We start from the raw sequence: 21,313 nt of genomic DNA, 5'->3' as shown, positions 1-21,313 counted from the left end.
CGAGTTCTTTGTACAGACCCTATGGTCGGATTAACCCAAATCTTGAAATCATGAACAAATCTTTAAAACGCATGGCGACCATGCAAAGTATGCAGGCCACAGGGCTTGAATTATTTTACAAGAAAGGATATTACAATACCAGCGTTGACGATATTCTTAAAGAGCTCTCTCTTTCTAAAGGTGCTTTTTACTATCATTTTGATTCCAAAGAGGACTTCTTCGTTCGAATCATCCAAAACTTAATGGCAAGAAAAGTGTTTAGCACTTTGATAGAACCTATTGAAGGCTACGATAATCCCTTGGATTTAATTACCAACTGTTTTGAGGAAGCATTGGAAACAGCAGTACATAACGAAACGGATTTTGGCTGTATGCTAAGCAACTTCTTAACAGAGTTTCAGGGTAAGAATGAAACCATCATGAAACACTTAAGTGAAATTGTCTCCATATGGGAGGTGAACTTGGTCTCAACCCTACAAAAAGGAAAATTTAATGGTCATATAGACAGGCATGTGGACTGCGAAGCGGTGGCTACCTATCTTATGAGTGCTTACTTTGGGATAAGAACGTTAATGGTTGGAGTTGCACCGAGTGCAAAAAAATATCGCTTTATGAGTCAGTTGAGACAGTATTTCAGGTCTATAGAAGCGAAGCGCGTTAGTGTATAGCATGTTAAGATGTCCTGTTTAAGATTTCAAGAATCTTTTTAAGTATTTTTTCCGGAGCGATGGTCTCCATCGCTTTTTCATATCCCAGAGGAAATTTATTTCCGTAGACTGAGGTAGGTATTTCAGGATATTTAGTTCTATCCGATACTAAAGTATTCCCCATTTGATTAAAAGGAGAGAAACCGGCATAAGGATGGGTAACTCCCCAAAGTGTTACGGTAGGAACCTTATACATCGCCGCTAAGTGACCATTACCACTGTCCATGGACAACATTACACTAAGGTTGGATATCAATGTCAGTTCCTCCGAAAAGGCAATTTTACCCACCGCACTGATACAATGCTCAAATTTATTTTCCCATTTTTCAAGCTGTGCTTTTTCTTTTTCCCCTCCTCCGAACAGTACCATTTCGTAATCCTTAAGGTCATGTAATCCATGGATTACCTTTTCCATGAGTTCTAAGGGGTAGGTTTTCCCTTTAAAGGCCGCAAATGGTGCAATCCCAATAAGTTTCTTTTTACTAAGACCAAGAGTAGTCCTCATCTCTTCACTGAGCAACACAGGCTCCAGAACGTGTTCAGCTTCAAGTTGTATGGGAAAGCCTAAAACTTTAAATACTTCCGCATAACGCTGATGAGTTGTCTTTAAGGGCGTAAAAATCTTATCTTCAGATCTGGTCAGTGCTTTCTTAGCCGACCTACCCTTGTTCAATTGCTTAACCGGAATACCGCTGAACCTAAGGAATTGTTTTAAAATAGTGCTTCGTAGTACATGATGCAAATCCGCCGTCGCGTCGATGTCAAGTGTTCTTAATTCTTTAGCAAGCTTCCATAGTCCAAAGAACCCTTTATGTTTACCTTTTACATCTGCGGAATAAACGGTTACCATGGGAATACTAGAAAATATGGGTGCAAAAAAAGGCCTAGTAAGGACCGTAATCTTAAGACTTGGATATTGTTGTGTAAGCGCCAATAGAACGGGCACGGTCATGGCAATATCTCCCATGGCAGAAAGTCTGATGACCAATAAATGTGATGGTTTACTTTTGGCCACGTAAGATGGGGTTTAGTTCCTCATCATTATACATCTTCATTTGTTTATACACTTTCATGTATTTATCACCGGATTCGATATCAAAAAGCAACTGGTCTATTGCAGAAGATAGGTCCTGCTTCTGCTCTAGTAATACCTTGAGTTTAGATTCACATTTCTCTAAATGCTCCTTTGAGGCATCCGTTCTGTTTGCCTCTTCTCTCATGTGATATATTTTAAGGGACAAAATGGATAAACGATCTATTGCCCAAGCGGGACTTTCGGTGTTAATGCTAGCCGTTTTCTTTATTTCTACCGTACGGTATTTTTCTAAGAAATGATTATCGATGTATTCCACTAAATCTGTTCTGTCTTGATTGCTGGCATCAATTTTCCGCTTTAGCGTAAGTGCCGCAACCGGGTCTATTTCAGGGTCGCGTATAATATCCTCATAGTGCCATTGAACCGTATCTATCCAATTTTTCCTATACAATAAATGTGAGATACTTCCTTTGTCATAAGGATTAATGAAAGGTTGGTATACATCATCCTTAATATGATATTTTTCAATACTTTCCTCGAATATTTTAAAGGCGAAATCACTGAACATAAGCGCTCTTTTTTACAAAGATACTTTAATTATTTTAGGGCAAGCCTAGATATGAAAAGTGCCAAAGGAAGAAAAATACTGATCATTAGTACTGCTTCCAGAATGTTTGATCTCTTGATGGTCTCTATATAGTTCGTTATAAAAATTACTGAAGGGAAAAAGGTAATCATGAGCGCATAAGAGCTATCCGAAACTACCAGAATATTCACTATAAGCCCTAGAATAAACGATAGCGCAATAATTCTTATGACCGTAATCTTTCCCACTCCTGCTTTTCCCAATTTTAAAAAAGCCCACAACGCTAAAATTCCGTTTAGTATAATATAGAGTAATAACCTGATGCTAGACCCCCAATTTGGCCAATAGAATCTGTCATAGGCAATTGTAAAACTATAATGCGAATTGAGAAAAGAGGTTTTGTCGATTAGAATTAAAACGCCCAATAAGATGATGAAATAACAAAATGTAGCCGCCATAACCACCATCCAATTCCTGATATTCTTAGGGTCATAAATATAGATGGCTGCAAAAACCAGTATGAGGTAAATAATTGCCCAATCATAAAAAAGACTGGATATTAGTATCCATAGGGTTGCGTCGAATATTTTAGACTTAATATCCTTCAAGGATTTTATGCTCAACAAGCGCCGAGTGGCCAATAGCAAAAAAAAAGTACATAAGATAACATTGTTATCGCCAAGGGTCTCAGGAAAGACAATTAACAGTAACGAATAAAACAGTATTGAAAACGTATTGGGACCCGTAATTTTATTGCGTTTCACTATAAAATCTATGACGAATACACTAAAAAGCAGTATACTCAGGACCCCTGATTTTAATAGAATTGCATCTGTTGAAAATTCATATTCTAGAAGATAAAATTGCACGCACCAGTAAACAAGAAATATAAAACCTAAGAGGATTATAAAATTGATAGGTTTTGTTTTTCCAAAAATGCTTGAAATCATGTATGATTTTTATATTTTTGCATTGTAAATATAGGATAAGATGAAATCATTTTTTGAAGGTATTGAGGATTTATTCGTTAATGTACTTTTTGCTCCCTTTGACTTTTTAAGATTTGTCGAAAGCTGGACTGTTGCCAATACCGTCAATTGGCTGTTTATGATTATAGGTTCGGTAGCCTTTGTTTATTGGATGATCGAATTAAAAAAGTACAACGATAATGGCGAAGAAGATAAATCCATTACTTCTCACTCTTACTTGTAAAATAGCCAAGAATCTAAACAGCTTTTAAGTTTGCTCTTTAATCGAGATTACTAAACCTCCAATGCTTACCTAGAACTAAACGTTGGGTTTCTTTTTATTACTCGTGGGCTTTTCCTGAGATTATTTACAACTAGAGGTCAAATCCAATATCTTTTCTAAAATTCATTCCTTCGAACGATAGTTTAGAAACATTTTTGTATGACGTTTTCAGCGCTTCTTTAAAATTGTCCCCATAAGAAGTTATAGCTATTACACGGCCTCCATTCGTTACTACCTTTTCACCTATCAGTTTTGTCCCTGCATGAAAGACTAATGAATCTTCTATAGCGTCGATGCCGGATATTTCTTTTCCTTTTTCATAGTTTCCTGGATAGCCGCCAGAGACGGTCATAACCGTGGTAGCAGTCCGTTCATCTATTTGAAGGTCTAACTCATTTAAACTTTGATTGGCCACTGCCTGAAATACGGAAACCAAATCATTTTTAATCCTCGGTATTACCACTTCTGTCTCTGGATCTCCCAATCTCACGTTATATTCGATTACCTTGGCTTTTTCGCCAACCTTGATAAGACCAATAAAAATAAATCCTTTATAGGGAAGACCATCGATTTTAAGTCCTTCTACTGTAGGTTTGACAATTTGCTCCTCTATCTGGGTCATTAACACGTTATCTACAAAAGGGACTGGTGATATGGCTCCCATGCCGCCTGTATTAAGGCCGGTGTCACCTTCACCAATACGCTTATAGTCTTTTGCCGTGGGTAGCAGCTTATAGTTTTCACCATCTGTAAGAACAAAAACACTGAGTTCAATACCGTCGAGAAACTCCTCTATAACAACAGTTTTGCTGGCGACGCCAAATTTCTGGTCCAATAGCATAGACTTTAGCTCTATCTTGGCGTCCTCTATGTTATTCAAAATAACTACACCTTTTCCGGCAGCAAGTCCATCCGCTTTTAACACGTAAGGAGGATGAAGGGTCTCCATAAAGGAATAAGCTTCATCAATCGTAGTAGCCGTAAAACTTTTGTACTGCGCCGTAGGGATATTGTGGCGCATCATAAATTCCTTGGCAAATTCTTTACTCCCCTCTAGAGTAGCTGCGTGCTTCTGCGGTCCTATCACCGGTATTTTCTTTAACTCTTCATTCATCAAAAAGAAATCATGAACGCCATTGACCAAAGGATCCTCTGGACCTACAATGACCATGTTTACACCATTGGAAAGAACAAATTCCTTAATAGCCTCAAAATCGTTTACACCAATTGGTATATTTTTTCCGAGCTTTGAAGTTCCCGCGTTACCAGGAGCAACAAATAACTGTTGTAATATGTTACTTTGCGAAAGTTTCCAAGCCAATGCGTGCTCCCTGCCGCCAGAACCTAATATTAAAATCTTCATGTTTCTCTAATTACTATAAATGGTTGTTAGAACTAAAATTCTGGTGCTTATGAGGTGAAATTCCTATGCTCTTTTCGTTGCAGCTCCTCAGGAGAAAGCGATTTGAAATAATCATATACGATTTTTAATCCATCTGAGCGACTCACTTTAGGTTCCCATCCTAGAATCTCTTTTGCCCTAGTGATATCCGGTTGCCTTTGTAACGGGTCATCTTTAGGTAAGGGTTTATAAATAATCTTTTGATCGGTCCCAGTAAGTGCAATTATCTCTTCTGCAAATTCTTTTATGGTTGTTTCATGCGGATTTCCAATATTTACCGGTTCCGCATAATCACTAAATAGTAAACGGTATATTCCTTCTACTTGATCATCTATATAACAAAAAGACCTGGTTTGAGAACCGTCACCGAAAACGGTCAAATCTTCACCACGTAATGCCTGCCCCATAAATGCAGGAACCACCCTGCCGTCGTTTAAGCGCATTCTGGTCCCGTAGGTGTTAAAGATGCGCACGATTCTTGTTTCCAAGCCATGATAACGGTGATAAGCCATCGTAATGGATTCCATAAAGCGTTTTGCCTCATCATAAACGCCTCTTGGCCCAATGGGACTAACGTTACCGTAATACTCCTCGTTTTGTGGATGTACCAAAGGGTCGCCATATACCTCAGAAGTAGAAGCCACCAATATGCGCGCATTTTTCTGCTTAGCCAAGCCTAATAGGTTTAATGTTCCCAAAGAACCAACCTTTAAAGTCTCTATTGGAATCTTTAGATAATCTATAGGGCTAGCGGGAGATGCAAAATGTAAAATATAATCCAATTTCCCTTCTAGGTGCACGAAAGTAGACACGTCATGATGATGAAACTCAAATCGTTCCAATGGAAAAAGGTGTGCAATGTTTTTTAAATCTCCTGTAATTAGATTGTCCATGCCTATGACATGAAAACCCTCTTTTATAAAACGATCGCACAAATGAGAACCTAGGAATCCCGCCGCGCCAGTAATTAAAACTTTCTTCATAATTCTTTAATACGCCTTTTCCTCGCCAGAAATTGCATTTATAACTGTTTGCACAATAATCTTCAAATCCATAAAAAAAGACCAGTTCTCCACGTAAAATATATCGAACTTAATCCTATTTTGTATATCACTTTCTTTTTCTATTTCTCCCCTATACCCTCTTACCTGGGCCAAACCGGTGATTCCGGGTTTCACAAAATGTCGTAACATATATTTATCGACCCTATTTGCATACTCATCGGTATGCTTTAGCATGTGTGGCCTGGGTCCAACAACGGACATATTGCCAAATAAAACGTTGTAAAACTGGGGGAGTTCATCAATACTTGTCTTTCGGATAAATTTACCTATTTTAGTGACACGCATGTCATTCTTTCCTGCCTGTTTAGCATCCGCAGCATCGTTCATACCCATAGAACGGAATTTGAAACATTGAAACTCTCGATTATCGAATCCCGTTCGCCTTTGAATAAAAAATACCGGACCTTTTGATTCTAACCTAATCAGCAAGGCCAAAATTGGCCCTAACCATATGAGTAGGCCAAAAATTACTGCTAAAGAAAACAGAATATCAAAACCTCTCTTAAGTAATGCGTTTAATGAGTTATGAAGGGGGATATCCCTTAAGGAGAGTATTGGCAGATAATCGTAGTATTCAAACTTTAGTTTCTTCGAAAAGATGTTTTTGTTATCTGGCAGGAATTTCAAGGTTTTTAAATTATTATCCGCAAAGTTGATGAATGCGGATAATTCATCGTTCTTAAGCTCTGAAACCGAACAGTATATTTCATCGATATTATTGTTCACTATATATCGGAAACATGCTATCAAATCAAAGTTATGGCCCCGTGGAGAAAACTGTCTCTTGAACATATATCCATATTCCTTTCGCTCCTCAAAAACCTCAATAAGCTGGTTGGCTTTTTTACTTTTTCCAATAACGACAACGTTTCTTGTATTTCCTTTCCATAAACTTCTGTATTGCATAAGAAGTATATAACTCAGAAATTTAAGTGCTGCTATAAGTAAAAATACTAAAAGAAAATACTTGCCTAACGCCAGCCTACTCATTAAAGGCTGTTTAAAAAAGCCAATATAGGCGTATAGAATCAAGAAGAAAAATACGAACTGTGTAAACAATTTTCTAAGAATGGCAACTACCTTAGAATATCTGTAAACCTCATAAAATTCGTTCTTGAAAGACAATACGACCCAGGCAATAGAAATATAGCTATGGAAGAGTATGGGGTTTTGAAAGTTAATAGGCAGAAAAAGTGTAAATAGATTTATTACCAATAAATCAACCAAACCTGAAATGGGATTTATGAAACCGGAAAATCTACCTTGTTTAAAAAACATAAATCTATCTTCTTAGTGGTTTGATATGATTATCTATTACAGATTAAATCTACTTCCTTTTTAAATTTTTCAAGAAATACATCCTCTTCAAATTTTCTTGCATGTGACCTAATCCAGTTTTTGTCATATTTATTTTCAACTACTAAAAACCTCTCTAAGCACTTCTGAATAGACTCGGCACTTTGTTCGTCAAAGAACATTCCAGACGATTTTGAGGTTTGCTCGTTATCAATTACCGTCTCCAAAGCTCCTCCCTGCCCATAAGCCAATACTGGTATTCCGTAACTCATAACTTCTAGGGGTATCATTCCAAAATCTTCCTCTCCAGGAAATAACAATGCGCGTGTTCTATCTAGATATCGCTCAATTTCCCCCCATTCCAAAGAGCCCAAAAATTTAATATTGCTATTTGCTCTTTGTCTCAATTTCTCTAGTTCAGAACCATTACCTATAACAACCAAGTTTAGTTTGTTCTGATTAAACGTTTCCACCAATAAATCTATTCTTTTATATGGTGTTATTGCTCCAAAGCTTAAAAAAATATCCCTTTCAGTGTTGTTCATTAAAGGTCTTTTAAACAAATTAGACTCGATTGGCGGATAAATAACAGCTGATTCTCTATTGTAATACTTTTTGACCCGTTTCGCTACATTGTTAGAATTAGCAATATAATGGGTGACGTTCTCGACAGTTTTAAGGTCCCAAATTCTTAGTCTTTCAAAAAAAAACCTTGCAATTGGTCTTAAAAATTTGGACATGTCACGTAGATACTCATCAGTGAAACCCCAACAATATCTCATAGGTGAGTGAATGTAACAGATGTGAGGTATCCCCTTGGGAGTGCTAATTCCCTTAGCAGGACCAGATTCGGAGGAAATAATTAAATCATATTCATCTTTTAGTTTCAAAGATTTAATGCCTATAGGATATAGTGGAAATAATTTCTGATAGTGCCTTCTTATTTTTGGGTTGTTTAAACATGATGTATAAATCCTCTGTTTAGGTAGGTGGGGGCCATATTTGTTCCCGTCAAGAAAAAGCGTATATATATCTGCTTCTGGAAAAATTTTAAGGATACTCTCTACGACCTTCTCGCCCCCTCTGCGAGTAATTAGCCAATAATGGACTATTGCAACTCTCATGATTTAAAATCCTCTGGTGAATTAATTTTCCAGTGGCGTAAGGCTTCTCTAAAATTATATTTAAAATTAAAATCCTGATCTATCAGATATTGAGGTTTCACATTTGTTGGAAAACCAGCCTTTTTAACTCTTACTGGATGTATGTCGGATTTTTTTCCTATGAGTCTAAGTCCTTTTTGAAGAAAAAAAGCGATTACAGCCAATGTTTTAACAGACAGGTTCAATGTGGGTTTTTTATAACCTAATTCTTCTTTGACTATGGCAACCATTTCTTTAAGGGGAACTAAAGGATTTTCTGCGTAATTATAGATGATAAGACGGTCATTTTTGCCAATTGTAAATAACATACTTTCTATTAGACCATGAATGTAGCCATATCCCTTAATTACTTTTCCCCCGTCCGGTAGCACGAAAGTGCCTTTTTCAAGAGATTTAATCATACGGTATACGTTTCCCGGATCTTTAGGGCCAAAAATTACACTTGGCCTAACGATAATCAATCTTCTATTACTATCCTCCACCAACCATTTCTCATGAATCTTTTCGGCCAATGCTTTGGATATTCCATATGCGGTTTCCGGATAAAGTGTAGAATTCTCTGTTCTTTCATGTACAGATTTACCATATGGGGCAATACTACTGGTAAACAAGATGTTCTTTATCCCATGATTTCTTGCAAAAATAATTACATTCTCCGCTCCTGGAATATTAGTATCGAAATATTCTTCATATGCATGACCAGGTTCTCGATGAATAGCGGCAAAATTGAATATCCAACTTGAACTCTTATCCAACGAACTAATCTGTAAACTAATTTTGTTTCTTACGTCACCCTCTGCAAAGAAAACCCTCTCGTTATCATAGTTCCGTTTCGATTCTTTGGATTTTTTCAAATCGAAAATATAAATAGCGTCGAACATTGATAAATTCAATAGTGTCTCGACAAGATTTCTGCCAATATACCCATCACCTCCAAAAATTACAGCTGTTATCAATATACTTATTCTTAATTATTCAAATTTACTATTTAAAAATCGTTTAATAATTTTCAAATTAATCTTATAACAACTAAGAATCAATAAAATTGCAAAGTATACCGCACCCCATTGTCTATTAAGCATACTTTCAGTACCAAAAAATAATATAGTTATTATCCAAATCCAAACCAAAAACCAGTCCTTATGAGAAATAAGTTTGCGGATTACTTCAAAAATAATCCAAACTATTATAGATGAAAATAAAAGACCGTATTGTAAAATGTTCTGCAGATATTGATTGTGGGCATTTAAATCAGTTATATCATCGTACCCTCTTTTTACATATTCCATGTTTAACACCTCTCCAATATCACCTATGCCATAACCAAAAAAAGGAGTTTTATGAACCAAATTTAATCCAGTCTCCCAGATTTTTTGCCTCGTTGAAATGCCATAAAAAGGTTTTTCTGTAGTAGGTATATTCCTTAACTCATAATATGCATATAACAATTTATCTCTTGTGAAATCGACGGAAAGACCCACTACAGAAAGAACAAAAAGAAGCGCTAAGAATAGAACAATATGTTTATACTTATATCTGTCTTTAAAAAAACTAAATGAACATAAAGGTATTATAATAAAAGCAATCAATAAAGCCGTCCTAGAAGGCAATAGAAATAGAGAAATAAATAAAAAAGGTATAATATATATATTAGTAAAGGAAATCTGATTTTTGCCTATTTGATACATCAATACTACAATAGATACTATTATAAATAAAGAAAGGTATGCATGATGCGGGGTGTATTTTAATAATATTTCTGGACCTCTTCCATAATCAAATCGTTCATTTAAGAAAACAATATCGTATGTACTTCTTAAAAATGCATAAACTAAAACTATTATTACACCAAACATTAAGTACCTAAAGACTTTTTCAATTCTTACATCCCTTTTTGGGAAGAAAAACGATAAAAGAGGAAAAACCATAAACAATAAAAGTTTTTTTGAAGCTTCAATATGATTCGTGCTTAAAAAGAAACTAACTAATTGGATAATGAAAATAATTATAGGAAATAGAAAAAACTTCAAACAGAATAAAGACTTTTCTTTGATTCGATTATATAAATTGTAAATAAAAAAAATTATCAAACACCAAGAATTTACCTTAATTGATATAGGCAAAAAAAACAATGAAATCCCAAAAAAAAATTCATTAAAATGAAAATCCTTTAAAACAAGGTTTTTTTGTTTTAAGCTATTAATTGTATCGTGTATGTTCATTAATACTAGAGGTAATCAAGCGTTTTTTGCCAATATGGATGACGAAAACTAACATTATTGAATAAAATATCACAAGATTTGGCCTGTAAAGATATGCTGTCAAATTAAAAGCTATTAAATATAACCATAGGCTAAATGCAATAAAGGCTTTAGAAAACTGAGAAGGATATTTCATTAACTCATGCAAAACAGCCAACTGAAAAAAAAGATAGGAGACAAGTCCAATTAAACCATAGTTGTAAAATATATTGAGATATTGGCTATCAAGTCTACGGTAATTTTCTGAATTAAAATCACCGAATAAAATTGATGCTATATTATCAAAAGACATATATTCAATTAAGTCATTTATATTTTGAACTCTTGTGGAAACAGAAGTGTGTACCGTGCTTTTTTGTATAAACAAAACGTCTATTTTGAATAGAATATAATCAAAAGCACCTAATTCAATAATCATGTAAATAAATATTGGGGATAAAACTGATATAAGTAATAAGAATGAAGGTTTAAGCTTTTTTGATTTTAAAAATTTAACACTTACATATCCAACAAAAAAAACAACTCCAATAATAGCGGTTAAGGATCCAGAAAGAAATATACTTGCAACTATTAATCCTAGAAAGATTGAAATTTTATTTTCTTTGAAATAAAAATAAAAAAGATAAAAAATTAAATAAAATCCAAGCGAATTAGGATTTAACCACGATGCTATTAATCGGTTCTTTTCCCACATCCACTCATGAAAGCCAAACGGGTTTGTTACCCCTAATTTTTGAAAACTAAAAAATAATAAACCAAAATATAAAATGAACTTAAATAATCTTTCATGAAAATCGGTGAATTTTGAAATATCAACATTGTAAGTTAGGTTGAGAAATAAAAAAAGGTTGTAAAAAAAAATATTACGAACAGAGTAATGAAGATAGTCAGCTATACTGGTATGTGAAATATGTATAAGACCTAAAACTAGAATTGTAATTAAAAATATAGATGCAAAAATGTGTATTTGATTTAATTTGCTTTTAAAACCGATTATAATAATGAAAAAAACTAAAATTAAATCGTAAAGAAGTTTTAGGAATTGCGGAATCTGTGGTTCCCCAAAATCATTAAGAGGATAAAAATAAACAAGAGAATATAACAACGCGTTTAACGCGAATACTATAAATAAAATCTTTTGTTTAGAAATTAATATTGTCATTAATTAATTTAAAATCGTCTTAATACATTTACTGAATTGCAAGATATTCTCATCTTTGAGTACTCTTTCCTTTGTGTCTAATTTGGCCACATTAAATTCAAACTCATAAGATTTCGTGTTTAAACAATGTAAATAATATGCCAATTTAGATTCATAATTTTCAAAATGGTTCTTAACTTCAAAATCATCTTTATGGATTTTATTGATTGCCAGTTGTAGCTCCAAATAGGAATTAACCTTAAAAGTAAGTCCTGTTTCATTGTAGAAAACATTTCCCAAAACAACAGATGGCTTTTGTAACATTAATGCTTCTAAACCTACCGTACTGGACAAATTAATTGTACCCTTAGAATTTTTAATTAAATCAAACATATTTTCTTTGTAAGAAATTAATTTAATATTCGGGTGTTTTTTCAAGTCTTGGTAAAAAGCTAAACTATGCTGACCTAGTGCACTTCGATGTTCCTTTACATAAAGTACAGCATTCAGCGGTAAAATTTTACTGATATTTATAATAGTGGTTTTTTGGTCTACATTAAATGGGGATAAAATAATTGTACTGGCCTCAGGTTGCATGTGTAGTGGAAAAATATAATAATCATCAGAATAATCAACTTTGTCGAAGACTCGGTTATGCAAGAAATTGATTATTTGAGCGTTTACTATTTTTTTTAGCTTAAATGAAGATAATTCAAATGGATTTCTAGTGAAGTAATCATACTTATGTTTTGTTTTAAAAAAATATTTATTGAACCTCCTAAAAAATTCGGTGATAAAAATCATTTTTATAGTCGAAGAATTAATGGCGTTTTTCATGTAGGAAGGTTGTTTAGGCCTATTTACGAAATCCTGTATAGGTAAAAACATATTTTCACTCACCTTACTAACAGAAAATCTCCTGAACATATCTCTAACTTCGTTAAAGGTATTAGTAACATCTAAAGAAATTGCTGTTCTATTACTTATTCTAGTACCATAAAAGGAGATATGTTTGATGCCACGATCTTTACATACTTGATAAGAAACCAGATTGTAAGTATAAGCAATGCCTGTAGTAAAATAATGTGTTGTCCCTTTTTTAAATAGATTTTCATAAAACAAATAAGTGTAGACTAAAAGTTTCTTTTGAAGTGCTCGCTCTTTACGAATAATATATCTGTCACATGCATAAATATTAAAATTATCGTATTTATGGGATATCCTATTTATTTCTTTTGGAACATTGATATTCTTCTTGTCTAATTGATCAAAAAATTGAAGCCTATTAGAACAATTTAAAGATTTAGATTCCTCTTTCCATCGATTTCCTTCGGTTACACCTAAAACCTGTTTATGCGAAAGATGGCCCTCTTCAAATAATTTCTCTACTACTTTGATGAAAAGTGGAGCCTCATCATTTATTAAGTCAAATATTATCATCTTTTTTTGCGGTTTCACTATAATAAAATTTTAAAACGAATATTAAGACAAATGATATCATTGTTGCCAAAGAAGCTCCTAATATATCATATACTGGTATTAAAAGTACGTTTAAAAACACATTTGTAAACATTCCAGTAAACGCAACTCTAAGTATTATTTTATCTCTTTTTTTTACATAGAGGTCATAATGGAATATGTTAGACATGATTAAAAAGAAAACACCTATTAATAGCAAATGGAATGTAGGTAACTCCAAAAAAAATGATTCTTTATCCAAAAACTTAAAGATATATGGACTTACTACTAGAGTTAAAAGTATAAGGAAAATAGAAACGATCAAAAGTTCTTTCAAAAACTTAATTTGTATTTTTTTGTATTTTTTTAAGTCTGAAAAAGATGATAACAATTTAGGGTATGCTATCATAGTAATGGCCGTAAACGAAAAAACGTCGATAGCATTTGTAAATTGAGCGTACGCAGTATAAACCCCAACCAACTTTTTACCATAAAAATAATCTATCATAAATCGGTCAGAAAACTGAATGACTTGAAACGATAAAGAACCAATAAAAAAAACGCTTGAGGTTTTTAAACCAAGTTTAATCCATTTCCAATTAGGCTTTACGTAATTAAAATTGCGTATTCCTGTAAATCTAACGGCAATTATTAAGAAAATTAAAAGTGAGAAGTATGAGAAGAAAGACCAAATAACTAAGTACCTGTATAAATCTATTTCTTTTTTTAAAAACAAAAATTCTAAAACTACAATCCAAACCCAAAGACCAGAACGTAAAAATAACATTAAATTGGCGAGTACTGATTTTTCAAGTGTAGTAAATAATCTATATAATTCTTGACCTAAGTGTTCTGAAATTAAAAGAAATATAAAAATCCATAAATATTCTGCTGATAAGAAACCTAATTTAAAAACAACAAATATTGATGTTGGTACAAAAATCAAATATGCAATAAAATGAAAATACAGTTGGTTTCTTATGTTCTCAACTAAGCTGTTTTTTTTAGAGATTATCTCTCTTGTATTAAATACGTAGAAATCAAATCCTATTACGTAAATTAAAAAAGCTAAGGATGTAGAAAGAATACCAAAAATTCCCAAATTAGTTTCATCTATGGAATATTTGCCAAGAAAAATAATGAATAAAAATTTAGATACTAAAGTTAAACCTCTAAAAAAGATATTATAAATAGAAGTTTTCAATTGAATATATAATATGAAATATTAGTACTTATTTTGTTATGGCCACTTAACAGCAAACTTGTAATTAAACTTAATTTATAAACTTAAAATCAAGTGGAGTTCCCTTTTTTAAATCCTCATTGAACTTTTTGCCCATTATTTCATAATAATATTTAGGATGTATACCAAAACCTGGCCTAATAGACCTAACATTCTCCTTCGTGAGAACTTCTCCTTCTTTTACATCTTTTACAATGAATAAGGAACGACAAAATTCACGGCTTTTCTTCTTTTTACTTGATAGCTCATAATCCACTTTCCCTAGTACTTTTTCAGCGGTTCTTACAGCTTTAACCATTGCCGCAAACTCCTCTTCGTCCAAAGAAAAATGAGCATCTGCTCCTCCAATAGTCTTATCTAAAATGAAATGTTTTTCTATTACGCTCCCCCCAACACATACAGATACAACAGGCGCCTCTATTCCCAATGTGTGATCTGAGAGCCCCGACTTTACATTAAAACGACTAATTATATCTGGAATAGTCAATAAATGAGCGTCTTCAGGTTCCGCTGGATATGCAGAGGTACATTTTAAAATAGTTATATCATTATTGCCAACATTTTTACAAGTGTCAATTGCCAACTCAATATCTTCAATGGTAGCGATTCCGGTCGAGATAATCATTGGTTTACCTTTTTTAGCTGTGTACTCAATTAATGGTACATCGGTTATTTCAAATGATGCTATCTTATATATTGGACAATTTAAAGTCTCTAAAAAATCTACTGCACTAAAATCAAAAGGTGAGGAAAAACATATTAAACTTTCTTCTTTTGCCGTTTCAAATAATTCTTTGTGCCATTCCCACGGTAAGTAAGCTTCTTTATAAAGGTCATAAAGGTATTGTCCGTCCCAATGAGTTCCCTGGGTTATTTTAAAATGGTCTTGTTTGCCATTAATCGTAATTGTATCTGCTGTATAGGTTTGTAACTTTATTGCGTCCGCACCAGCTCTTTTAGCAGCTCTTACCGTTTCTTTAGCTATTTCTAATTTTCCTCCGTGATTGGCTGATAGTTCTGCTATGATGAATGTATTATTCTTTTTAGAGAACATATTTGATAAGTTTTCTGATTACTTTTTTATTGTAATTATACCATCCATTAGCGGAAAACTCTAAAGATAAATATTCATTTATATTTTCTTTATTTGAAGAATTGTCATCTAGTGTCTCAGCTCCAAAAAGTTTATTTACACGAACAGCATTTATATTATCAGTTTTGACTATCGCTTTTATCTTTTTGCACTTTACCAACTCAAAGGCTACGTAATGCATTAAATAGTTTATGAATACTCCGAAACCTGTTCCAATTAATCTTGGTAAAATAAAATTTCCTCCAACAAAAGAACAATCCGTTTTATCATAATCTACTAAGGAAATCGAGCCTATGATTTCATTATCTTTTTTTAAAGCCCAATAGCCAACATTTTTTTTGTATAATGTTGAAACAAAATTTAAATGGTCTTCTTTGGATATTAAATTAGATTTAACCATCCTTGAGCGAATTAATGAATGATTTCTAATAGATAAAATCTCTAAGGATTCCTTTTTGTTCAGATTATAATAATTTATTAATTGATAACTTTCTGTGTCTAAAGGGCAATCCTCTTTTAAAACATCTAAGTTTAATTGAAGCATTTATGTCAAATTATCTGTTCCTACGAAATTTATAAGATCATTTATTTGCTTCATTTCTTTAATTTCATCTTGAGTAATACTCTTAGAAAATTTTTCGTCAAAAAAAGCAATTAACAAGAGACTAGCCATAGAGTCTATTTCTATAGGTGTGTCAGTTGTAATGTTTTTCTCTTCTAAAAGTAAAATTTCTTTGATTTCTTCTAAAAAAAGTTCTTTTTTCATAATTATTTAAATTTCAATTATAGTTGCCCCCCATGACAAACCTACGCCAAAACCCGCAAGTAATACCTTGTTGCCTTTTCGTATTTTTCCATCTTTCAGTGCCTGTTCTAAAGCTATTGGTATTGCAGATGATACTGTATTTCCAGTAGTTTCCAAATTGAGATGAAATTTTTCTGAAGGAATCCCCACTTTCTTTCTTAAATATTCCAACATAAATTTGTTTGCTTGATGAAAAATGAAGTAGTCAACATCTTCTTTTTTAAGTCGGTTCTTCATCAAAGTATCAGAAATTAATTTAGGAATATTATTAATAGTAAAATTAAAGATTTCTGGGCCATTCATGTAAATACAATTATCATTGTATTGATTCCCATCACCATAGTATTTCTTTTCTGGTTTTTGCTCTAACTTATTTTTACCCGCACCATTCTTAATAATGAGTTTATCATAACCAGAGCCATCAGTTCCTAAAACAAATTGACCTATTTTATCCTCTTTATCACTGTTTATTATGTTTGCAGTTGCACCGTCACCAAAGATAGACCTATTTCCTTTGTCCATTTCATGAATGTACTTAGAATATGTGTCTGAGGTTACAAAAAGAATCTTAGTTGCAATTCCTGCAGCTAATAAACCCTTACATATGGCTAAGCCATAAACATAACCAGAGCATCCTAAATTAAAATCTAATGCCCCTATTGATGAAGAAAGACCTAGACGTTCCTGTAAAATACAAGCCCCTGTAGGTAAAATATAATCTGGCGTTTGAGTACAAAGTATAACAAAATCAATTTCACTAATATTAGATTCTTCAAGTACTTTTAGAGATGCCTCAAACGCTAAATCTAAACTAGTTTGCGTATCACTTGAAATATGGCGGGATTTAATCCCTATTTTATTTTCTACTTTATTTGAATCAAAATCTGGAAATAATTCTTTCAATCCTTTAGAATCCAAGACCTTCTCTGGCAAATAATGCGCAGTTTTTTGAATTTTAGCCCCCATTTTAATTTAATTTATTCATTAATTCTAAGAATCTATTTTTTTGATTTCCATCAATTAAAGTCTTCTGATTTTCAATTTGTTTTTCAATATCATTAATGGAAACGTGAGATAAAATATCTCCAAGTTTGGAAAAGTCAAAATCGTTAAAATCTCCTAAGCCCCTAAATATATTCCTTTTATCTAAATATTGATATGCCATTTTTTGATTTTCTACATAGTAACCTGATAGTAAGTAGGTGTTAACAGAAATCAACTCAAATAATACAGTGCTTGCAGGGACTATAGCAAAAGTACTGGTATTCATAAGTCTGTATAAATTTTCTTCATCTAGATTTTTAAATACGCTTACTTTTGAATTTTGCTTTTCTAAGGCATATGTTTCCTTGAAGTCGTAGGCCGCCCCAACTACCACATTAACTCTATTTACACCATCTATTTTTAAAACTTGCCTTATAGTTTTAATGGTAAAGTTATTATAGTCAGAACCTCCAAAACAAATAAAAGCATTATTTGGAAATTGTTCTTTTGTTTCTTTAATAGATTTCTTTAAGAATAAAGGTCTTAAAATTGCGTAATCAGTTCCTAAAGCAAATTGTGTATAACTCTCCTTTTTATAGTTTTCAAGTTTAGCATGCGGAGAATGATTTATTACCAAATCTGCATACATATGTTCACTTAACAAATCATCCACATAGACTAGTGTGAAATTAAAGTCTTTGATTTTCTTTTGATAAGAACTTACAAATTGATAGCCGTCAGCAACTACAATATGATATTCAGGAGAAAAATTAGCGTACAACCATTCTGGTTCTTTGTCTATTTCTGTTGATTTTGGAATCAACTTTACCATATAATGTTTTGGAATGACTTTTAAAACGGTGTCTTCTTTTGTTAAAAACAAAAAATCATATTCCGTTCTAAACATTTCTGCCAAAGCAAATAATCGATATAAATGCCCTAAACCAGTTTTAGAAGTTCCATCGGCTCTAAAAATAATTTTTTTATTCATTTGCCAATTGATACTTTATTTCAGCAAGTTTCCAATCGATTAGAGTGTCAATATCTTGCGCCTCTATTTGGGAAATAATGAGTGCCCCAGCATTTTCTACTAGTATTTTTTTTTGTTCTAAAAAAACATCTGTTTTTACCCAATAAAATTGTCCTGAATCATGATACCTAGGTTCTAAATCTTGTGATCTGGTATTTAGATATCCTCTCCATAGCATTTCTACTTTAGTTCCTTTGATTTTTAAGGAACGTTGTATTGGAAATGAAAATTCTAAAACAGGAAAAACACAATCATGAGATTCACTACTTAATAATTGCTTCCCCTTTTTTATTGTGTCCGCAGTTACAAAAGGGGCCGTTGGTAGTATACAACAGATATTATCAAACTTAATGCCCCTTTGGGCATATAATTCAAGCACTTCCAATATCACATCTGCTAAAACTGCAAAATCATTCGCATTGACATTACTTCTCATAAATGGCACTTTTGCCCCAAAGTGTAATGCTATCTCCGCTATTTCCTTATCGTCAGTAGAAACCATAACCTCATCAAACAAATTAGAATTGATTGCGGCTTCAATAGAATATGCAATAATGGGCTTACCTAAAAAAGGTTTTATGTTTTTCCTTGGGATACGTTTACTTCCTCCTCTTGCCGGTATAATTGCTAGGTTAGCCATTAATATAAGTTAGAACCTTTTCTATTACAAATGATTGCTCTTTATTAGTTAAACTTGGATACATTGGTAAACTGATGCATTTGGAATAGTATTTTTCAGCATTCTTTAAATCTGCACCTTGATATCCAATCGCCTTATAATAAGGCAAGGTATGAACAGGTATATAATGTATCTGTGAATAAATATTTTGTGTCCTTAAAAAGTCGTATAAGCCTTTCCTATCCTCAACTTCAATTACAAAAAGATGATGAGCATTAAGTGTTCCTTCAGGCAAACTTTGATACCTCACTTTTCCATTGAAAGCATCCTTATACTTGCTCGCTATTTCATTCCTTCGGGCAACTCTTCTTTCATTTTTTGCAAGTTGCGTAATTCCTAAAGCAGATTGGATATCTGTAAGTCTGTAATTATAACCTAGTTGTTGCATTTCATAATACCAACCACCGTGGTTTTCGTTCATATTATCCTTTACAATACCGTGACTTCTAAGAGAACACAACTTTCTGTAAAGCATTTCGGAATTAGTGGTCACCATACCTCCTTCTCCACAGGCAATATGCTTTACAGGATGAAAAGAAAACACTGTAAGGTCGGAATACACATTATTACCGCAATTTTGTTTTAGACCTTTGGAATCTGTAAAATAACCCCCAGGAGCATGAGCTGCATCTTCAATAATCCAAAGCCCGTGTTTATCAGCTAATTGGCGGAATTTCTCCAAATTAACGGGTAAACCTCCAAAATCTACAGGAATAATACCTTTAAAAAACCCTTTGGGCTTGCTTTCTACAAGTTTTTTAGTACTTTCAAGCGATAGTGTATAGGTCTCCGAATCTATGTCTGCAAACCAAACTTCACCTCCTGCATATCTAACACAATTTGCTGAGGCAGCAAAAGTAATCGGAGTAGTAATAACTCGTTCTCCCTGTTTTAAATCTAATGCTAATACTGCTATGTGAAGACCTGCAGTTGCATTACTTACAGCAACAGCAAATTTGCTGCCGATATATTCGGCAAACTTGTCTTCAAATTCTTTAACTTTTGGGCCCTGTGTAAGATAATCTGCCGTAAGTGTCTGAATTACTGCATCTATATCCTCTTGCTCTATACTCTGTCTTCCGTAAGGTATTGTTTTCATTATAGCTCAAAATTAGAATCTACATGCTCTTTGATAAGGCTCCTTAAACTCTCAACTGTTTCCCATTCATCATTTTCCCCAGAATTATAGCTAAAATCTGATTCTACTTTTGTTGCTTTAAATTCGCTAATAAAATTTTCTAAGCTCCAATTACTCGTAGCAGGCAAAATGGCGTAATACTTTCCTAAATCATAAGTATAAAAAGAGTCAGAAGTTGTTATCATTTCTTCATGCACCTTTTCTCCAGGCCTTATTCCCACAATTGGTTTTTCACATTCTGGTCCTATAGCCTCTGCAACATCCATTATTTTATAAGATGGTATTTTTGGAACAAAAATTTCTCCTCCCCATGCATTCTCCATAGCATGCATTACCATATCTACTCCTCCTTGAAGGGATATATTAAATCGTGTCATTTTCGGGTCAGTTATTGGTAAAGTGCCTTCTTTTTTCTTTTTTATAAAAAAAGGTATTACTGAACCGTTAGAACCCATTACATTGCCATATCTTACCACAGAAAATTTAATTGGGCTATCTCCTTTAATATTATTTGCTGCCACAAATAATTTATCGGAGGTTAGTTTTGTGGCTCCATACAGATTTATTGGAGCGCAAGCTTTATCTGTAGAAAGTGCTACAACCCTTTCTACACTAGTTTCGAAACAAGCATCAACTACATTTTGGGCTCCTCCAATATTAGTTTTTATGCATTCCTCAGGATTATACTCTGCTAAATGCACATGTTTCATGGCTGCGGCGTGGATTACGTAATCTACTCCTTTAAAGGCTCTTTTTAATCTACCTATATCTCGAACATCTCCGATAAAAAAACGAATTTGAGGAAATTGTTTAACTGGAAACTCTTGAGCCATAACAAATTGTTTTTGCTCATCTCTAGAAAATATTATCAATCTTCGAATCTCAGAATGATTAGTAAGAATGTGTGCGGTTAGTGCTTTACCTAACGAGCCGGTTCCTCCGGTAATTAAAAGTGATTTTCCTTTAAAATTCATTC

22 protein-coding genes are annotated in these 21,313 nt (G+C 33.2%); 2 read left to right on the top strand and 20 right to left on the bottom strand.

What is annotated here, in order from left to right:
* Positions 1-50 precede the first annotated feature (50 nt).
* Positions 51-668 carry a TetR/AcrR family transcriptional regulator gene (locus BFP77_RS07325; protein WP_099573386.1) on the top strand — a complete coding sequence of 206 codons (618 nt, stop codon included), beginning with the start codon at positions 51-53 and terminating at the stop codon, positions 666-668.
* A 4-nt stretch (positions 669-672) separates the two neighbouring features.
* Here the strand turns inward: BFP77_RS07325 and BFP77_RS07320 are convergent, their stop codons facing one another.
* The 3 genes from BFP77_RS07320 to BFP77_RS07310 are packed head-to-tail and all read right to left on the bottom strand — an operon-like array spanning position 673 to position 3,279.
* Complete coding sequence (locus BFP77_RS07320; RefSeq protein WP_306475421.1) at positions 673-1,722, bottom strand: glycosyltransferase family 9 protein; 1,050 nt, start codon at positions 1,720-1,722, stop codon at positions 673-675.
* Positions 1,709-2,311, bottom strand: coding sequence for a DUF4254 domain-containing protein (locus tag BFP77_RS07315; protein WP_099573384.1), 603 nt, complete (start codon positions 2,309-2,311; stop codon positions 1,709-1,711). Before BFP77_RS07315 ends, BFP77_RS07320 begins: the two co-directional genes overlap by 14 nt.
* Before the next feature lie 29 nt (positions 2,312-2,340).
* Entirely contained in the window at positions 2,341-3,279 is a 939-nt protein-coding gene (locus BFP77_RS07310; protein WP_099573383.1) for a DUF6427 family protein, read from the bottom strand.
* A 40-nt stretch (positions 3,280-3,319) separates the two neighbouring features.
* Between BFP77_RS07310 and BFP77_RS07305 the strand changes: the two genes are divergently transcribed.
* Positions 3,320-3,541, top strand: coding sequence for a DUF6341 family protein (locus BFP77_RS07305; protein ID WP_099573382.1), 222 nt, complete (start codon positions 3,320-3,322; stop codon positions 3,539-3,541).
* 130 nt (positions 3,542-3,671) lie between these two features.
* Here BFP77_RS07305 and purD read toward each other — a convergent pair whose 3' ends face one another.
* The 17 genes from purD to pseB all read right to left on the bottom strand — a co-directional run bounded on the left by purD (position 3,672) and on the right by pseB (position 21,311).
* Positions 3,672-4,943 carry a phosphoribosylamine--glycine ligase gene (purD, locus tag BFP77_RS07300; protein ID WP_099573381.1) on the bottom strand — a complete coding sequence of 424 codons (1,272 nt, stop codon included), beginning with the start codon at positions 4,941-4,943 and terminating at the stop codon, positions 3,672-3,674.
* A 47-nt stretch (positions 4,944-4,990) separates the two neighbouring features.
* Positions 4,991-5,965: a UDP-glucuronic acid decarboxylase family protein gene (locus BFP77_RS07295; protein WP_099573380.1), complete on the bottom strand. Its 975-nt coding sequence runs from the start codon at positions 5,963-5,965 to the stop codon at positions 4,991-4,993.
* 6 nt (positions 5,966-5,971) lie between these two features.
* Positions 5,972-7,324: an exopolysaccharide biosynthesis polyprenyl glycosylphosphotransferase gene (locus BFP77_RS07290; RefSeq protein ID WP_099573379.1), complete on the bottom strand. Its 1,353-nt coding sequence runs from the start codon at positions 7,322-7,324 to the stop codon at positions 5,972-5,974.
* A 29-nt stretch (positions 7,325-7,353) separates the two neighbouring features.
* On the bottom strand, positions 7,354-8,466 hold the full coding sequence (locus BFP77_RS07285; RefSeq protein WP_099573378.1) for a glycosyltransferase: 1,113 nt from the start codon (positions 8,464-8,466) through the stop codon (positions 7,354-7,356).
* Positions 8,463-9,461 (bottom strand): NAD-dependent epimerase/dehydratase family protein, encoded by a 999-nt coding sequence (locus BFP77_RS07280; RefSeq protein WP_099573377.1) that lies wholly within the window; start codon positions 9,459-9,461, stop codon positions 8,463-8,465. Before BFP77_RS07280 ends, BFP77_RS07285 begins: the two co-directional genes overlap by 4 nt.
* A gap of 15 nt (positions 9,462-9,476) precedes the next feature.
* The gene (locus BFP77_RS07275; RefSeq protein WP_099573376.1) at positions 9,477-10,727 is read right to left on the bottom strand and encodes an O-antigen ligase family protein; all 1,251 of its coding nucleotides are present in this window, start codon (positions 10,725-10,727) and stop codon (positions 9,477-9,479) included.
* Positions 10,705-11,928, bottom strand: coding sequence for an O-antigen ligase family protein (locus tag BFP77_RS07270; protein ID WP_099573375.1), 1,224 nt, complete (start codon positions 11,926-11,928; stop codon positions 10,705-10,707). The genes BFP77_RS07275 and BFP77_RS07270 overlap by 23 nt, the downstream gene beginning before the upstream one ends.
* Positions 11,929-11,931: 3 nt before the next feature.
* Positions 11,932-13,365 carry a capsular polysaccharide export protein, LipB/KpsS family gene (locus tag BFP77_RS07265; RefSeq protein ID WP_143751876.1) on the bottom strand — a complete coding sequence of 478 codons (1,434 nt, stop codon included), beginning with the start codon at positions 13,363-13,365 and terminating at the stop codon, positions 11,932-11,934.
* Positions 13,334-14,569 (bottom strand): oligosaccharide flippase family protein, encoded by a 1,236-nt coding sequence (locus tag BFP77_RS07260; protein WP_099573373.1) that lies wholly within the window; start codon positions 14,567-14,569, stop codon positions 13,334-13,336. The genes BFP77_RS07265 and BFP77_RS07260 overlap by 32 nt, the downstream gene beginning before the upstream one ends.
* A 70-nt stretch (positions 14,570-14,639) precedes the next feature.
* Positions 14,640-15,662, bottom strand: a complete 1,023-nt coding sequence (pseI, locus tag BFP77_RS07255; RefSeq protein ID WP_099573372.1) for a pseudaminic acid synthase — start codon at positions 15,660-15,662, stop codon at positions 14,640-14,642.
* Positions 15,652-16,245 carry a GNAT family N-acetyltransferase gene (locus BFP77_RS07250; RefSeq protein WP_099573371.1) on the bottom strand — a complete coding sequence of 198 codons (594 nt, stop codon included), beginning with the start codon at positions 16,243-16,245 and terminating at the stop codon, positions 15,652-15,654. The genes pseI and BFP77_RS07250 overlap by 11 nt, the downstream gene beginning before the upstream one ends.
* A complete protein-coding gene (locus tag BFP77_RS07245) occupies positions 16,246-16,467 on the bottom strand; it encodes an acyl carrier protein (protein ID WP_099573370.1) in 222 nt (73 codons plus the stop codon).
* Between the two features lie 6 nt (positions 16,468-16,473).
* On the bottom strand, positions 16,474-17,472 hold the full coding sequence (locus BFP77_RS07240; RefSeq protein WP_099573369.1) for a 3-oxoacyl-ACP synthase III family protein: 999 nt from the start codon (positions 17,470-17,472) through the stop codon (positions 16,474-16,476).
* A 1-nt stretch (position 17,473) separates the two neighbouring features.
* The gene (gene pseG, locus BFP77_RS07235; protein ID WP_099573368.1) at positions 17,474-18,481 is read right to left on the bottom strand and encodes a UDP-2,4-diacetamido-2,4,6-trideoxy-beta-L-altropyranose hydrolase; all 1,008 of its coding nucleotides are present in this window, start codon (positions 18,479-18,481) and stop codon (positions 17,474-17,476) included.
* Complete coding sequence (gene pseF / locus BFP77_RS07230) at positions 18,474-19,160, bottom strand: pseudaminic acid cytidylyltransferase (protein ID WP_099573367.1); 687 nt, start codon at positions 19,158-19,160, stop codon at positions 18,474-18,476. Before pseF ends, pseG begins: the two co-directional genes overlap by 8 nt.
* Complete coding sequence (pseC, locus tag BFP77_RS07225; RefSeq protein ID WP_099573366.1) at positions 19,153-20,298, bottom strand: UDP-4-amino-4,6-dideoxy-N-acetyl-beta-L-altrosamine transaminase; 1,146 nt, start codon at positions 20,296-20,298, stop codon at positions 19,153-19,155. The genes pseF and pseC overlap by 8 nt, the downstream gene beginning before the upstream one ends.
* Positions 20,298-21,311, bottom strand: coding sequence for a UDP-N-acetylglucosamine 4,6-dehydratase (inverting) (gene pseB / locus BFP77_RS07220; protein WP_099573365.1), 1,014 nt, complete (start codon positions 21,309-21,311; stop codon positions 20,298-20,300). Before pseB ends, pseC begins: the two co-directional genes overlap by 1 nt.
* Between the last annotated feature and the right edge of the window lie 2 nt (positions 21,312-21,313).

It is taken from the genome of Maribacter sp. 4U21, assembly GCF_002742365.1.
GTDB lineage: Bacteria > Bacteroidota > Bacteroidia > Flavobacteriales > Flavobacteriaceae > Maribacter.
The sequence above is the reverse complement of the archived record's forward strand: the minus strand, read 5'-3'. Positions and strand labels throughout refer to the sequence as shown.

Excerpts from the sequence above, each read along its gene's own strand:
- BFP77_RS07270 (WP_099573375.1), bottom strand. The coding sequence starts at position 11,928 with ATGACAATATTAATTTCTAAACAAAAGATTTTATTTATAGTATTCGCG.
- BFP77_RS07315 (WP_099573384.1), bottom strand. The coding sequence starts at position 2,311 with ATGTTCAGTGATTTCGCCTTTAAAATATTCGAGGAAAGTATTGAAAAA.
- pseB (WP_099573365.1), bottom strand. The coding sequence starts at position 21,311 with ATGAATTTTAAAGGAAAATCACTTTTAATTACCGGAGGAACCGGCTCG.
- BFP77_RS07285 (WP_099573378.1), bottom strand. The coding sequence starts at position 8,466 with ATGAGAGTTGCAATAGTCCATTATTGGCTAATTACTCGCAGAGGGGGC.
- BFP77_RS07290 (WP_099573379.1), bottom strand. The coding sequence starts at position 7,324 with ATGTTTTTTAAACAAGGTAGATTTTCCGGTTTCATAAATCCCATTTCA.
- BFP77_RS07310 (WP_099573383.1), bottom strand. The coding sequence starts at position 3,279 with ATGATTTCAAGCATTTTTGGAAAAACAAAACCTATCAATTTTATAATC.
- BFP77_RS07305 (WP_099573382.1), top strand. The coding sequence starts at position 3,320 with ATGAAATCATTTTTTGAAGGTATTGAGGATTTATTCGTTAATGTACTT.
- BFP77_RS07245 (WP_099573370.1), bottom strand. The coding sequence starts at position 16,467 with ATGAAAAAAGAACTTTTTTTAGAAGAAATCAAAGAAATTTTACTTTTA.
- pseG (WP_099573368.1), bottom strand. The coding sequence starts at position 18,481 with ATGAATAAAAAAATTATTTTTAGAGCCGATGGAACTTCTAAAACTGGT.
- BFP77_RS07275 (WP_099573376.1), bottom strand. The coding sequence starts at position 10,727 with ATGAACATACACGATACAATTAATAGCTTAAAACAAAAAAACCTTGTT.
- BFP77_RS07250 (WP_099573371.1), bottom strand. The coding sequence starts at position 16,245 with ATGCTTCAATTAAACTTAGATGTTTTAAAAGAGGATTGCCCTTTAGAC.
- purD (WP_099573381.1), bottom strand. The coding sequence starts at position 4,943 with ATGAAGATTTTAATATTAGGTTCTGGCGGCAGGGAGCACGCATTGGCT.
- BFP77_RS07240 (WP_099573369.1), bottom strand. The coding sequence starts at position 17,472 with ATGGGGGCTAAAATTCAAAAAACTGCGCATTATTTGCCAGAGAAGGTC.
- pseF (WP_099573367.1), bottom strand. The coding sequence starts at position 19,160 with ATGGCTAACCTAGCAATTATACCGGCAAGAGGAGGAAGTAAACGTATC.
- BFP77_RS07325 (WP_099573386.1), top strand. The coding sequence starts at position 51 with ATGAACAAATCTTTAAAACGCATGGCGACCATGCAAAGTATGCAGGCC.
- pseI (WP_099573372.1), bottom strand. The coding sequence starts at position 15,662 with ATGTTCTCTAAAAAGAATAATACATTCATCATAGCAGAACTATCAGCC.
- pseC (WP_099573366.1), bottom strand. The coding sequence starts at position 20,298 with ATGAAAACAATACCTTACGGAAGACAGAGTATAGAGCAAGAGGATATA.
- BFP77_RS07295 (WP_099573380.1), bottom strand. The coding sequence starts at position 5,965 with ATGAAGAAAGTTTTAATTACTGGCGCGGCGGGATTCCTAGGTTCTCAT.